The organism is Bacteroides ovatus, assembly GCF_001314995.1.
Classification (GTDB): Bacteria; Bacteroidota; Bacteroidia; order Bacteroidales; family Bacteroidaceae; genus Bacteroides; species Bacteroides ovatus.
Genome location: NZ_CP012938.1, coordinates 3,206,785 through 3,222,245 on the forward strand (window position 1 = coordinate 3,206,785; position 15,461 = coordinate 3,222,245).

The following is a 15,461-nucleotide window of genomic DNA, read 5'->3' on the forward strand; positions in this document are numbered from 1 at the left end:
AGGAGAACCCATTATTCCATTTTTCCCATGCTACTATTACTAAAAGAAAAATGTTTAGGGCATGGATTCTCCAGGGGAAATGAGGCGCTTCACAGCGACATTAAGGATATAGGCCATTAAACTCATTTATTATTTATATTATATGGGCAAAACCTACATCTTTTTCTATTCTCACAAAACCATGAAATGAAACAATTAATTTCCTTTTATTGTTTTCCAGACTGGCACTGCTACCACAGCACCGACAATCGGAGCCACAATAAACAACCAGAGCTGGCTGATAGCTTCCATTCCGGAAAACAATGCGGGACCAATGCTACGGGCAGGATTAACCGATGTCCCCGTAACGGGAATACATACAATATGCACCAGTACCAGAGTCAATCCGATAGCCAGCCCGGCAAAATGAGGACTGCTATTATCCCGGTCGGTAGTGCCCAATACAGTCAGCACGAAGATGAACGTAAACACCGCCTCGGCAACAAATGCAGCCAGCAGATACGGCTCTTCAAAACCGTTGGCTCCCGTACCTTCCATCCCCATTGTGCCGGTAATCAACCACAGCAATGCAGAGCCAAGTATTCCGCCCGTCACTTGCGCTACGATATACACACCGGCTTCCATTACCGACAGTCCGCCGTTCAGCCAAACGCCGATGGTGATGGCCGGATTGATATGACAGCCCGAAACAGGGCCGATTGTGTACGCCATTGCCACCACCGACAAACCGAACGCGAAAGCAATCGTCAACACAGCGGCTACCGATGTCGCGCCGCCATTCAATACAGCAGCGCCGCATCCCATTAAGACAAGCACCATAGTGCCCACCATTTCAGCTATAAATTTCGTTTTCATAATCTACTTTTTTCTATTCAATTACAAGATATTCAACTAAAAAACTTTCAACTAAAAGATATTCAATTATAAGATTTTCAATTCTCTCCAATCATTCACTCTCTCTCTAATCATTCAAACTCTCTCTAATCATTCAAACTCCTTCTAATCATCCTCCCATTCCGAAGGCGGCAACGACTTCTTCCCGTACCATTTCATCCAGGCGTATGATTTCCGTTTCCTCAAATAAAGCGTATCGCCACAATGTTCCAACGCTTCCCAGTCAAAAGAAGAATGATGTCCGAACCACCTCTCCAGCCAATAAAGCAGATGATAACTCATGAACGCAAGCAACATCCACCACCACGAAAGCCAGACGGATAGCACCAATGCAGGCAATAATGCCAAGAAGAAACATTCCGTATACTGCCGCGCATGAATCCGAAGCTCCATATCCTCCCACACTTCCAGATACTTGAACCGGGTGAAACAACATCCGAAAATCATAAAATAATGCCTCTTCTTCCTGTTCAGGAAAGTTTTCGCCAACAGACTATTATATATTATCATATCCTCCTCTTCATTCAAAAAAGCAACATTGCAAAGGACCGTCCAACTACCGGCCGACAAGCCCACCTTGTAACGACAAAGCACTTTCAGTCCCGACATAGAAGAAAACGAGACAGTCCCGCAATGTTGCCTGAAATACCTTGAAATGAAATAAAACTATTATTCGACGATTACGGCACGGTTCAATTCAGGTTCACTGAAACGGTTGTTCGTATCGCCCTCCGCTTTCTTCACGAGACGTTCAGGGGAAATTTTATACTTTTCGACTAATAAATTGTACACATACTCCATACGTTGTTCACTCAAACGTTGGTTCAGTTCCTTGCTGCCCGTAGCGCTGTCTGCCGAGCCAATCAGCGTGAAAGTCTTGTTCTTGTCCGCCTTGATGGCGTTGTTCACATAAAACTCAAGATTGGTAAGTTCCTTCTTATCCAAAGTAGCTTTGCCGATATTGAAGAACAGGGCTACCGGCGAAGCAGTCACTTTCGATTCATTCACCACTTCCGGTTTCCGATTTCTGGCAGCTTCCAGTTCGGCGGCAAGACGCCGTGCCTCGGTGCTCAAATCATGATTCTTGGCGCGAAGCGCGTTGATACGTTCATTATAAGATGAATAATCTGCCGGAGCCACTTTCTCGACGCGGTCGAAACGGGTCTTGCCCAACTTTACGCTTAGTCCCAGTGTCACAGCACTCATTCCTTCACCTTTGCTGCCGCCTACCGTTCCGTCAAAACACTCTTTCACCAGCATTTGCCGTCCTTCCAGAGTCAGGTCCAGACGCTTGCCCAGGCGGAACGTATTCAAAATACCGATGTTGGCGGCAATTTCATTATCATGCGTACTGTTTCCCCACGAACGTGCCCAGCCGAAACCGACAAACGGAATCACATTCCACACACGTTTCTCATTGAATCCGAGGAAACCGTTCGACCAGTTCCACATAAAGTCCGCATGGAGATTGGATACATTAAACTCTTCCTTGTAATAACCGCGATGCGCCCCTTTGGCATACATTCCGCTTGCGTCCGTCAGCCCCTTGGCTTTCAGACCCGAATATTGCAGGCGGACTCCGTAAGAAGGAGTTATCCACTTGCCCAACGAAACATCCAGTGCAGGAGCAATACGGTTGCCCACCGATGTCTTGTTATCAAATTCGCCTTCATAGATATTGATTCCACCGCCTACACCGATATACCAGTTACTCCAGAAACTATTCGTTTCATACGGGCCACGGAGAATACTTCCATCCGTGTCACGATTTTCCTTTTGCTGTGCCATGGCACAGACTGATGATAATACCAATGCAACTGTAATAATTTTCTTTTTCATGTTTCAATTTTTATGTTCAACATTTAGTTTAACCTGTTTCTTTACTCTAATTTCATTTTACTTCCGGGACGGAATTTCACTTGTCGCTTTGACGGAATTACCATGGAGCCGCCTGTGGCAGGATTATGCCCGTTACGTGCTTTCCGCTCTTGGATGACAAAACTGCCAAAACCGACTAAAGTGACACTCTCCCCTTTATGCATTGTTTCCGCAATGGTTTCCATGATTGCATCTACTGCATTCGTAGCTTCGTTAAAGCTCAACTGACCTTTAAGGGCTACTTCTTTGATTAGTTCTGATTTGTTCATAGGTTTGTATTTAAAAATGAATTATATATGTTTATTCGTCACGGACGCAGCGGACTTGTGCAGCGGAAGCACGCAGTTCAGATAAACCATCCACTCCTCCGAAGGAACAATAAAAAATATCATGCGTTGCGATAGTAAAGGACATTACAGTATTCATGCCATCGCCAAAAATCGAAGTCATTGTTCCACTAAGATGAGCTATATAACCAGGCTGAACCTCGTAAACATCCGCCAAACGAATACCCGCAGAAATAAAATAGACCTTTCGCGCACTATTTTCTCCTCCACAATAAAAATAGGCTCCATATTCAGTAAATGACGGAGTATAAAAACTCTTTGCCTTCATCTCTCCTACATGTCCAATAATATTTGGTGTAAAATCATCATCCGTCAGACTATACATTATTATAGGCTCTTTTAGAAATGCTCCATATACATCTGGCGGCGATATCTTATAACCTGCAGGACATGGGTCATAAATAGTCTTCATTGTCTCTATATCAACCATTTTATATCTCGAATAAGGATTATTTCCCCATAGATATTGATTACCAAACATCTCCTTATAATATAGCCAATCGCTGCTAGCTCTAATAAACACATTAGGGTGTTTTATTGCATATTCAATTGTCCCTGTACTTTCATTTGACATTTCCTCTTTCAATTCCTGCTTCGTTCCACGGACGTTATACATTGGAGCATTTTTGGGTTCGAGATTGTCTAGAGATGTATATGTATAAAATGAAGCCATACCAATAAAAGGGTCTTTACGTCCCCACTGATATCCTAAGCCACAAGTCGTCAGTTTATCGGGAATATTAGTTGTCGCTCCCAAATCCCTGTCCATAATTTTATAATTCTTCCCGCTATACTTTTCTCCATTGGTCGGTAACCCCAATTCAATAATATCAGGTTTCTCCGTACACCAGATATGCCAACTCCAAAGCACATTTGCATCTTCCGCATTCGGGTCTGATTTGTCATAAACTGCAATAATCCCATTTCCTGCACCGTTACTCAAAAATTCAACCCGATTAGTAGTGGTATTAAATGACACTTGCGAAATAAGATTTTCTTGGTCCTGCCAAATAAGTTTTGCAGATTTAGGAGTTATACCTACATTTTTAGAAACAGATATATCTTCCCCCATTCCATTTTTAAAATGATATCTTTCTATCTCCTCTGTAAAGACGCCACTCCTCCCGTCTGGATTTCCTCTCGTTTCCGCCACTATACCATCCACCCCATTTCCTATCACCGTAGCGTCAAACGAATAAACGCCATAAGTCACCGGAGTGATAAAGCAGTTTGCCGGACCGTCTTCATCTACAGGAAACGCTTCTGTGTGAGGAATGATACTGAAAGGGATATATTTCACTATGTTGCCTATTGTTATTTCCAGGAATCCTTCCCTCGGCATAACGGTAGCTCCGTCAACCACAGTAGCATATATCCAATATTTATTATCCAACGGTAATTCACATTCGTTTCCGGTAATATTTAGTCCCATACTTGGCACTGAAGGCATAGCGTCCATGACAATTCCATTATCTATTGGAATCAGATGTTCATTATCCGTGCTATAAAATGTTTGAATGAAAAAACGGGACACTAACTCTTTATCCTTTCCCAATAAACGTACTTTACGGGTTGTCACATTATCCAAATTGACATTTCCTGCATCATCTGCCTGCAACTCTATCTTCAACATTATCACCGGGTCTGTTATTGAGCCTTGCAACAACTTTATTTCTTTCCTATCCGTATTAACCAGGTATTGCCCGTTTGAGTTGAACCCTTGCGTCCATTTGTCAGAAACTGTTATCATATATTCAATATTACTTCCCGGGTTCTGGATTGCTTCCTGTGCGGAAGTATATCCTTTACTTTTCAACTTCGTAATATTGAAACGATAAGCGTGGTTTCGCACTATATCCAGATACTTTCCTGTCTCTTTATCCCAAAAGTCGAGACGATAATACTCCTTATTCGAGCCATCCGGATTCTGAACAGTAAGAAGCAACATGGAACGGTCTTGGGAAAACTTTTTTTCATCCACCACATTTCCTAAAGCATAAACAGAATGTTTGTACTCTAAAGGGTAATAGGTAGTCACCAATCCAATCGCCCCGTCGACAGGTGTTGTCGCAGAAAGTAAATCATACTTTCCGGAAGTAGCGGCGCCATTGATAGCTCCTTGATAAATGCCACGATATTCGCTGTCCAATACAAAATCTGAATAATTCAAATTTTCCCACTCCCAATAGACCTGTTTACCGGAAAACAAATCCGCTGCTGCATCAACCGTTATTTTTGCAAGACAACGGGTTAATAGACACACGTTAGAGGTAGCCTTTTCATTCCATTCCATCCACCCGTACATAGGAATTGACTGTCCTCCATCTTTCAAATTAGAGATACCACTTATCAAGCCTTGACTCGTATAATTTCTTAACTGTTCCTCACTTACCGTTTCATCTATAAGAAAATCACCTGTTCCTGATACAGAAGAACGATTAGTCAGGTTACAAACTACATAAATTCGTTCTTTGTCAGCGGGAATGTATTCTTTCAATGTCACGGTTGGCGACGCTGTTCCATTTCCAAACAAAAAAGATAAATCAGTCGTGCCCTCCTGATAATATACAGGAGATGAGGTGTGAGAATCATTGTATACGAACACTTGTATACCGCTAATCTTACATTCCGACTCATTTGCCACACTACGTACCTGCACTAGTTCCGCATCAGGGATAGATAGCTGAAGTGTTTTTGGGGAAGATATGTTAATCAGTCCCATATCATCATTGCAGCTAATTAATATTAACGCAAATACGAAGAGAAAAGACATTACTCGTTCACTATTCATAAATACTAAGGATTGTATTACTTTCTTTTCCATTATTTTCAAATCTTAGATATTAGTCTAATTTACTCTTTTACACAGCGAACCGAAGCCAATCTCCAAGAAGGCAGCCCATTATTCAACCAATATGTACTACCACTCTGATTGTAAAAGGTAAATCCTTGATACCAAAGGTCATCCCCGCGAGGAGACGAAGTCCAATAGTAACCAGAAGAATGCAACTTTCCGGCAGCCCATTGGGGAGAATAAGCCAGTGGCAAATAAATCAATTTCGTCTCATCTACTCCTGCGCCATCAGCATAAAAAGTAGTGCCACCATCCTCTATTTTTTTTACATAAAAGAGAGAATTAAGGTTCTCAACCTTACATATTATCTCATTCGAATACTCACTTGGTTTAGTTGTACGTGCAAAGACAAAAAATACATCTCCAGGCAATATCTTATAACCAGCAGGACAAGGGTCATAAATTGTTTTAGTAGTTTTAACCGGATGTACAGACGCCCTTCCTTCAGGATTCCCCCAAAGATAATGAGCACCGACACCTTCATACCAATCTTCCTGGTCACTATGCCTTAGAAAATATATGTCTGGAAAATTTAAAGCCTGTCTAATTTGTATAGCTTCATCTATAATTTCCGCTTTGAGAATAGAAGTAGAACTTCTCACATCATACAATATTGTCCTTTCTCCATCATAAGATAAAGAACCCGAAAACGGGTCTTTACGTCCAAACTGATAATGTAGTCCTTGAGTAGTGCCCAAATTCGGTTCTGAAGTAGTCGCACCAAGATTACGGTCCATCACTTTATAGTTATTGCCCGTGTATATTGATGTGGCACATTCTATTATTTGTGGCACAGGCGTACACCAAAGGTGCCAACTCCACAACACTTTCGCATCCTCCGCATTAGGATTAGCCTTATCATAGACAGCTATCAATGCATTTCCCCGGCTTCGTCCCATTTTCACTTGAACCTTACCATCAGACAAACCAACTTGTTCCACTAGTTCATCCGTATCCTGCCAAAGCAATTTGGCCGATAAAGGATGTATGTTGGCACCACCAGCTTTTGTCAAGATATTGCCACTTGCGTCTTCAAACTTCCCTTCGTCAATAATGCCGTCCGCTCCGTTTCCCATTATGGTAGCTGTGAAAGAATAAGAAGCCGCACCTCTATCTGCTATATAACTGTTGGAAGTCCCTTCCGTGTCCAATGGAATAAAAGTATCCAATGAACCGATAGGAATATATACCACATGTACATTATCGGAAGAGATTTCGATAAAACCACCTTCAAAGTTGGCGGGAACACTGCCGGTGGTACAATAGAAATTCATTACTTGCGCGGCAGTAAGGTCATAAATGCCACTGTTATCCGCCAATTTATCCGTTTCCGCTATTCCATCGCAATATAGCTGTAAATCTGTTGTTGATATTAAATCCGTCTTATTAGGTTGCAAAGCCCTGATTCGTAAGCGTCCCGGAGTATGACAGTCCACTTTCACCAGCTTCACCGGGTCGGCAATATCTTTAATAAGCGTTATTCCCTTACTTGCACTCCTGTCTATATCAAAGTAAGTGCCTACAATATCCCCTATGACTCCTACATCTTCCCAATCGAGCATATCCGTGAATACTTTCACTTCATTGATACTTAGCACTTGTACGTCCACCGAATAAATATGGTTACGTTTTATCCGATAAGAATTTTCCGCTTTTACAGGTATCGTGCGCTCTATCACCCGACTGGTAACTCCATCCGTCACCGGAATAACTACTTTCAATGACGTCACGTTGGTATCTATGTCGTAATCGGACTCCTGTTCCAGATAATTTTCATAGACGTAATGAGAATAAAAAGTGACTGCCTCACCGTCAAGTTCACCTTGCTCTTGTAATGCTATATCTGTCAGACTTACTTCCGGATAATCCGAATAATGTAATGGATACTCCAGCCCATTTTCTTTATTATTGGTAATAGCTTCATTGGCATGAGAAGGAAACGGAGCATATTTACGAATCCTATCCGCGACATGAAGCACCTGTACTTTTACATCTCCTATAGTCAATTCCTGCGGAACAGTAGAAGAAGTTTTACGAACGGTTGTTCGCAGTTTGGCCACCCCCCGCAACAAATGTGCGGAAGCTCTGAAGTGCCTGCCGCCATAAATCATTCCCGTGCCCGACATGTAGAAAGGGGGAACGGGTTGTCCGATTATCCCGTGAGGCTCATCCGCATTGGCACGTACACGAAAGGTGTAACCCTCCTTCAATGTCCCTATATCAAACAGTGTAGAAACCACGTAGAAACTATCAGCATAATGAGTCAACTTCAATGTTCCGTCCCCTGTGGAACGGGGCCGGTACTCTATCGGATTCCCTCCGCCGTCCATTACATCCATGTAAAGCTGCTCAATACTGTTCTCACCGGCCGTTCCATTCTCAATGCTTCGGACAACCGACTGTTTATCCCCGGGTATCACCAAACGGAGTTCCATCAGTTCCTTGCCGTCGGGTATCATGTTGTCCACATTGCCAAGGTCATAATTCTCTATATCTTCTACACATGAAGATAATAAGTATGCTATAAAGAAAAATGCAAATAATTTATTTATCATAGTAACCTCCATTTTATTCTTTCACACATCGTACAGAACCGCCATAAGCATCCCACGCAACACTTATAGAAAAGGAATAACCTGTAGAATCTATTAATGTATAACGCATTATACTAGGCTGTCTATATAAAGACGGAATATTCCCCGCCCAATATAATGCATTATCCAAGAAAGAATTATTTGGCATATTCCCTGTTAATAGTTCACGATAACCTGCTGCAGGATAATAAATACCCTTGAGAGAAAATCCTTTATAACGCACCAAAGGCGTAACATTTTTTTTAGCCTGTTCCCATGGAGATTCATACTCCCCATCTTTACCAACAGGCACCCTCCAACCATCCGGGCAGGGGTCAAAAATCGTTTTCTTTCCTACTTTGCTATTCCATAAGCTCAAATCATTTCTTCTATATGTTCCCTTTGCATTCGTATACCAGCTTTCTTCACTCGTATAAAAACTCATAGAGTTATGTACTGAATTAGGTATATTATTAAAGACTTCCACTGGAACTTTTGAGAAAGTTATAATTTCACCAGCAAGATTGTACAAGTCTTCATCAGATTCCGTTTTCTCCCAACCCTTTGTAGGCGGAAACAAGTCTTTCCGTCCCCACTGGTACAAAAAGCCTTTGGACTTAATCCCCCCCTCTTCATTATATTTATTGTATGTCGCTCCTAAATTCCTATCCATCCAGACAAACCCATTAAGTTCCTGTTGTCCCTCTTTCAGGTTCGGGTTATAGTCCGTACACCAAATATGCCAACTCCAATAAATTTCTCCATTCACTTTCATTGCAACTACTGCATTTCCCGCCTTATTCCCTGTCTCTACAACGATATAAGCCTTGTCACGCTTTTCCGCGTTCATCACTTTCACACTACGCTCCGTCATTACTCCTATTCCGTCCTGCCAAAGCACTTCGGCCGTAACTTCACCTTCGGGAATAGGCGTACGTTCAAATTCATCCATTTGTGCCCATGCCTTGTACACCCCGTCTGTAGGTATATGTACTCTTCCGCCGGGCGGTACAACATAACAGTTCGTTATTTGTATATCCTTCACTTCTTCCACCTGGGGTTCTAACGCTATCCACGGACACACCGTCAAGTCTATATCCAAAGAGACTGTTTTTTGCATGAACCGGCACAGTAATTGATAGACATGATTACGCTCCAGCTTTTCCAAAGGCGCTCCACCTGAATTATTCGCGTCTCCACCTAACTCTATCATATCGTATTCGTCGATACCTATTTGCAATTTACTGTCTTTGCATTCCATTTCCGGAATATAAAAAGAGTAAGCCAATACGCCTTTGTCTTTCGGGGAAGTTTCTTCAGGAATTTCTCCGACTGTCTTTCTCAACAGCATATTGATTACGGAAGATGCATAATTACCAGTCTTCTCGGGAGAAATGAACCCGGTTTTGGAAACTCCCGTCACAACCAACATCGCAGGTATCTGAACTTCCTCCCAGTTTCCCGCTTCTTTACGCATATAGACATCCACACGTGCCACCGCACGGTCTACACGCATGTTGACTGTCTGTGTCGTCCCTTCCGCCGCATCCACTCCTGCCAGTTCTCCATACATGGGCAGGCAGTAATCTTTAGTATATTCCACTACATTTACATTGGTCTTAGTTGTCAAGTAATCCGCCATTTGATACTGCACGTCCACCAGGTCGTCGGGATGGTCTACAGACTCCAATATAGCACGGGTATTCGTATCAACAGGTTCGTTTACAATGGCATATAATGTTTTCCCGGTAGCGGCTTTCACCGTAAAAACCGGAGTAGTATAAGTACCGTCAGTAGCGGTTAGCCCTTGCCAGTAATACATCTTATCCAGTGACGTGCCGTCAAAGACATAGATGCGAAGGCGGCTGATGCGGGTTTCGTTCGCGTTCAGCACTTCCGGGTCACTCGTGGCACGCGTACTGATATTCATGCTCATCCGCACTTCCCCGGGATTCACCGGTTCAATTGCCTGTTCGCTTTCCGTACAGGAAAACAAGACCAACAGCAACCATGCCCACCATATATAACCTTTATATCTCATATTCATCAATCTTTGTTTATTTATCAGAGGTCTTCACCTTTCAGCCAGATAGTCCAGCCGTTAATCACAATCTTGGTGGAAAGGAAATTCAATAATTCCGGGTTATAGAAAAAGACAATCGCATACTCGCTCTGACGGTCGAGGTACTCCTGCGCCGGGATATTGTGCCCTTCCATTTTTGTAAGAAGCAGGTAGGGTATCAGGTCAATCTTCATCAGTTCCTTGCCGTCCGACTTGCGCGTAAGCGTCAGATACACCTTTTTATGTTCGAGCAGGCGCATGGTGTTCATTTCCACCACAATGCCCACATCCTCCACTTTTTCCAGATAATACGGCCGGTAACTAATCATGTCGTCATCCAGCAGGTCATTGTTCCAGTCGTAATATCCGTTGTCCGCACGGATTTCGAACAGGCAGTCATTGATATCCAGTTCTTCCCCCGGTCCGGACTTTTGCAGGATGAAGCGGAACTTATTGGTATCCTTTATCAGGGAGACCGTTTCCGTCTGTTCCTGTCTGCCGGTAAAGCTGACGGCCTGTACCCCGCCATACCAAAGCGGGTTCAGGGCTTTATTGTGCACCAATGACTCTTCCCGTTTCATTCTTACCGTCAAATCTTCCAGTGTCGTTTTTCCGGCAACCGGTTCCGGCATTTCAAAGTCATCGCTCATTCCCGCCCAGGCGGCTATCCGGTATTCACCGGCCGGAAGCGGCAACGGCATACGGTAGCTGCCGCCACCCAGAGTTTCGCCCTGCTCGCTCTTCTTCATGACAAACGTGCCATCCTTGTCGAATACAAACACGTCGACACGATTCACTTGCGATGCAAAAGCGTCGGAAAACTCCATGTTATAGTCATACCGGAAACGGACATACAGCCGGCATTCCGGCAGGGTCTCATCAATGGATGTGCAGGAAAAGAGTACAAGCAATAACAACAGGCAACTTCCATAACCCATCCGACGGACGGCACCCTCTGTTTTCATTATCTTTCTCATAATCTATGGTTCTATTTATTTTTTCTAATTTCTCTATATAGTGTGGAAAAGCGGCTTCGCGCGCTTTTCTCGGAATAATCTGCTTTGGTGGACAAGCCGCAAAACTTGTCTGTATGGCAAGACCGAGTTTTTTATCTGTTTCTTTTAAAATCAAGGTCTTGATTCACGGAAATAAGCCTCCGCCGGCTGGATAAAAACGAAAAGAAAGAAAAAAGAAGGCGCCACAAGACAAGCCTGCGCCGTATCATAACGCCTTCTTATAATTTTAATTGTTATTTTAGCCCGATATATCAGTCATTACAAATCCACTCCCTGGCTCCAGGTAGTCCATGGATTTACCGTAATTTCTACAGAGAGATATGCTTCTTTGTCATCATCGTCCTCACCCGGGTCTTTCGGGTCAGTAGGATTTGTGGTGTCAGGAAGCCAGGGAGTACCCGGTTGCTTCACGCTGTTGATAGTCAGTGTGTACCAGTTGTTGCGTACGACACCGTATTTGCCATGCGCCATCGTTGCGGTGATAGCGTCGTCATGATGGATGAGGATGTTATAGTAGCATACGCCTTTTTGGAAGTATTCCACACCTACGGTTTCACCGGCTGCCGCATCGGGTTTGGAGTATTCGCCACCGCTCTTAAGGTCGTCCAGTTCAGTGATAGTAATAGAGGCGAAATCAGCACCGACAGCCTTGCCTTGTGCAGTGGCGGCTTTGGCTATACGTGCATAGAACTGGTCACAAAGAGTGATTACCTGTGTTTGTGCCGCATCGGCTGTACCAGCTGCCTTTGCAGCGTTATATACTACCTGCAAATCAGCCAATGTCTTGTAAGTGACACCCAAAAGGCGGAACCAGCTTTCGCCCACAGTAAATGAGCCAGGAGTGTAAACCGCACTTGCTACGGCAGACGTAGTCTGTGCCTGGGTTTGCGCGTCGGCAGCCATTGTGTTCTCAAGACAGTATTTGCTGTCTGCCATAGCCGAGAAGTCAGCAGGCAAAGTACCGTCGTCAGCTACTTTCAGGTAGTTGAACTGCGACACATCGAATCCTGCAAGTTCGTAGTTCGGGTCTATTCTGTAATCCGCACCTGTAGAACCTCCGGCAGGCATTACGATTTCAGAATACGGGAACATGCTCTTGTTGGTGATATTCAATGCCCAGTCACCGAATGTACAGGTCACTCCGGCGGGAACCTTGAGGCCGTCCGGATTTGTTCCTAAAGAAACTTTAGCAACGACACGGTCTACATAAATCATTGAACGGTCAGCTTGGGCTTCGGATATCGCGGTAGCAACGTCAGGGATAGTCGTTCCGTCAACCACCTTCACATTGGCTGTCACCAATGCCCCGTTAGTCGGGTTCGCATTGTCGCCGGCATTAATCATCATAAAGTTGTTCTTTGACGTTCCAGTCACTTCGTCAAGTGTCTGCTCCACAGCACCGTTGATGGCAGACCAGGAAGCGGAAGCCACACAGGCTGTCTTGAACTTGTCGCTCGGATTGACTACTGCCAGCACTTTGGCGGTAGCGGAAGGTACTTTGAATGCCTTTCCATCATATCCTGCCTTATTGGCACCGCCTACATTAAGGATATAGTCGGTTGTAGCCAATGTCTTTGTTTCCAGACAAACGTCCGACGCGTCAAACAACGCGAGAAGCACTTCCTTTACGTTCTGCTCGTCCGCTGTCCCATGATGTTCTCCCAGAGCACGTGTTCCTGTACTTTTAGGCATTGCCACAGACACGGACATATAAGCCTCCCTACCGTCTACCGGCAACTGGTTTTGTCCGCCGGTTGCCATCTCTTCATCATTACTACATGCTGCCATCGCCAGTCCGACAAACAGCGTTAAAAAAGATTTGTCCAATTTCATTGTTTTAAAATTTAATTAATACTAAAATGTTAATTACTAAGTTTATGTTTCAGATTGTATGTTTCAGATTATATTATCCAAATTGTATTATTCAGCCTTTATCTCTTCCAGACGTTTCAGGTACACCCGCATAGCGTCGTAATCTCCCGTTTCCCAAGCCACGATAGCGGCGTTGTTGTTAGCTATCCTGTCACCCGGAAAGCGGGCGGCAATCATCCGGATAATCCTGTTGTATTCGTCCGAACCTTTGCCGTAGCTGACTGCGACCTGATACATTTCGTTATGGTTCATCTTGTCGGGGCGCGTCTTGATGATTTCCCGTCCCTGCTCCACGGAGAACGGGACCACCGTATAGCTGACTGTATATTCCACCAGGCGCAGCTTCGGATATACCTCCTGTAGTAAGGCATTATAGATTTTTCCACCGTCGATAGCCTTTATCTTCGCGTCGCGCGCGTCCGGTTCGGGAGTCTGCCCGATAATGTCGAGCACTTTCTGCATATAGGAAGGACGGTATTCGCGCAGCCATGCAGCCAGCCCTTCCCAGTTCTCCGGCACCGAACGGCAGTCTATCATGCTGTCGTCCAGCTGATAGGCATGTTTCAGGTTTTGTTCCAACGCTTTCGCGCGTTGTTCGGAAAGGCGCGCGTTGGCGGCATAACTGCCTTCCGGTGACGAGTAGCCCACTATCTCAATCCGGGCAATGCGATAATTATTGTCTTCACGGATGGAATCAATGGACGAATAGATTTTAGCCAGCTCGACAGGGTTGTTCATATAATCGGCAAGCAATGCCGACTGGTTCACCTTAAAATTAAGATATGCGCTGCGGGTGAAGGAACGGCGTTTCTCCTCTGCCTGTGCCAACATTATTTGCAGATTCGGGCGTTCCACCTCCTCTTTGAATAGAGGAAGTTCGGCAACGGGGGCATTACCCAGCGCTTCCCCGCAACCTGCGCATCCCTGCAGTTCACGGAATATCTCGACACGTGCCCCGGACATCCACTCCTGTGCCGGGACTGTTTCGTTATATTCCAGCAGCATATCCCGTTTCCTGTTAAAACGAATCATTTCCTGTCCCTCTCCCCCAGCCGGTGCTTTGCCATGCTCCTTGCCGTACAGACGTTCTTTCCGCTTGTTCATGCGATAACGGTTTCTGCCTGCAATGCAGACTGAAGGCAGGGCGAGCGTATCGCTTTCCGACCGGCTGATTATCAAGGGAGTGATTACCATCTGCCGGCGCGAGGGAAGACGCAGCGTGCTGCAATCCATACTGAATGACACTTCCACTTTGTCGTCGCTTATTTTCCGGGCAACGGTCTGTCCGATATTTATCTCCTGGGCATGGGCGGAAAATGCGCCCAGCACTCCCAAGGCCACGTATATACAGATTCTTTTCATCATTTGCCTATTTTATTATGTATATGATACTCACGGCAGCCTTTGTCGGGCCGAAGTAGTTTTTCTTCTCACTTTTCTGAACGGTGCCGCATGTGGCACAGGGATATTTGGAGTGGTCCAGCCGCGCATAGCCGACTCCAAGCACAGCCTCCAGACTCCAGCGGCTGCCGAGCAGCCACTGGTAACCGTAGGATATTCCGCCGCCCCACAAATGTCCCTGATAGCGGTGGCGCTCCATGTTATCACTCAAAAATGACATTCCGCCCACATTGTATTTGGCGTAATGTCCGTGCAGACCCAGAAAATGACCGTTGAATTTCTCACATAGCCAGTAGCGAAGTTCCGGCTGCACGCCCCAGTGGCGCAGGCGCGTTTCATCATCAAACTTCCAGGGGTTATAATTTCCGGATAAGTCGAGAGACCATTTCTTGCCCAGGCCTATTTCCAGCCCCAGGTTCATTGTAGTAGTAGCGTCATAAAGCAAATTGGTCTTTACCGCAACCTTTTGGGCGTAAGAGTTGGCCGTATTGCAAAGGAGTACTCCCAAGACACCGATTAAACATAGATATTTCTTCATGTCATCTTATTATTTATTGTTGCTTT

Annotated in this window: 11 protein-coding genes; all 11 read right to left on the bottom strand. The window is 44.7% G+C overall.

Annotated features, from left to right (window positions below):
- Positions 1-195 precede the first annotated feature (195 nt).
- Complete coding sequence (locus Bovatus_RS12665) at positions 196-855, bottom strand: MIP family channel protein (RefSeq protein WP_004296155.1); 660 nt, start codon at positions 853-855, stop codon at positions 196-198.
- Positions 856-999: 144 nt separating this feature from the next.
- Positions 1,000-1,404: a hypothetical protein gene (locus tag Bovatus_RS12670; protein ID WP_052587845.1), complete on the bottom strand. Its 405-nt coding sequence runs from the start codon at positions 1,402-1,404 to the stop codon at positions 1,000-1,002.
- Between the two features lie 159 nt (positions 1,405-1,563).
- Positions 1,564-2,733, bottom strand: a complete 1,170-nt coding sequence (locus Bovatus_RS12675) for an OmpA family protein (RefSeq protein ID WP_004296157.1) — start codon at positions 2,731-2,733, stop codon at positions 1,564-1,566.
- Between the two features lie 41 nt (positions 2,734-2,774).
- The gene (locus Bovatus_RS12680; RefSeq protein ID WP_004296158.1) at positions 2,775-3,041 is read right to left on the bottom strand and encodes an HU family DNA-binding protein; all 267 of its coding nucleotides are present in this window, start codon (positions 3,039-3,041) and stop codon (positions 2,775-2,777) included.
- 31 nt (positions 3,042-3,072) lie between these two features.
- Entirely contained in the window at positions 3,073-5,943 is a 2,871-nt protein-coding gene (locus Bovatus_RS12685) for a hypothetical protein (RefSeq protein ID WP_004296160.1), read from the bottom strand.
- A gap of 29 nt (positions 5,944-5,972) precedes the next feature.
- Positions 5,973-8,528 (bottom strand): hypothetical protein, encoded by a 2,556-nt coding sequence (locus Bovatus_RS12690; protein ID WP_052587846.1) that lies wholly within the window; start codon positions 8,526-8,528, stop codon positions 5,973-5,975.
- 13 nt (positions 8,529-8,541) lie between these two features.
- Entirely contained in the window at positions 8,542-10,593 is a 2,052-nt protein-coding gene (locus Bovatus_RS12695; protein ID WP_004296162.1) for a fimbrial protein, read from the bottom strand.
- A 17-nt stretch (positions 10,594-10,610) separates the two neighbouring features.
- Entirely contained in the window at positions 10,611-11,585 is a 975-nt protein-coding gene (locus Bovatus_RS12700) for a FimB/Mfa2 family fimbrial subunit (RefSeq protein ID WP_052587832.1), read from the bottom strand.
- 297 nt (positions 11,586-11,882) lie between these two features.
- The gene (locus Bovatus_RS12705) at positions 11,883-13,457 is read right to left on the bottom strand and encodes an Mfa1 family fimbria major subunit (protein ID WP_004296166.1); all 1,575 of its coding nucleotides are present in this window, start codon (positions 13,455-13,457) and stop codon (positions 11,883-11,885) included.
- Between the two features lie 87 nt (positions 13,458-13,544).
- Complete coding sequence (locus tag Bovatus_RS12710; RefSeq protein WP_004296167.1) at positions 13,545-14,861, bottom strand: DUF3868 domain-containing protein; 1,317 nt, start codon at positions 14,859-14,861, stop codon at positions 13,545-13,547.
- A 4-nt stretch (positions 14,862-14,865) separates the two neighbouring features.
- A complete protein-coding gene (locus Bovatus_RS12715) occupies positions 14,866-15,435 on the bottom strand; it encodes a DUF3575 domain-containing protein (RefSeq protein WP_004296168.1) in 570 nt (189 codons plus the stop codon).
- Positions 15,436-15,461 lie beyond the last annotated feature (26 nt).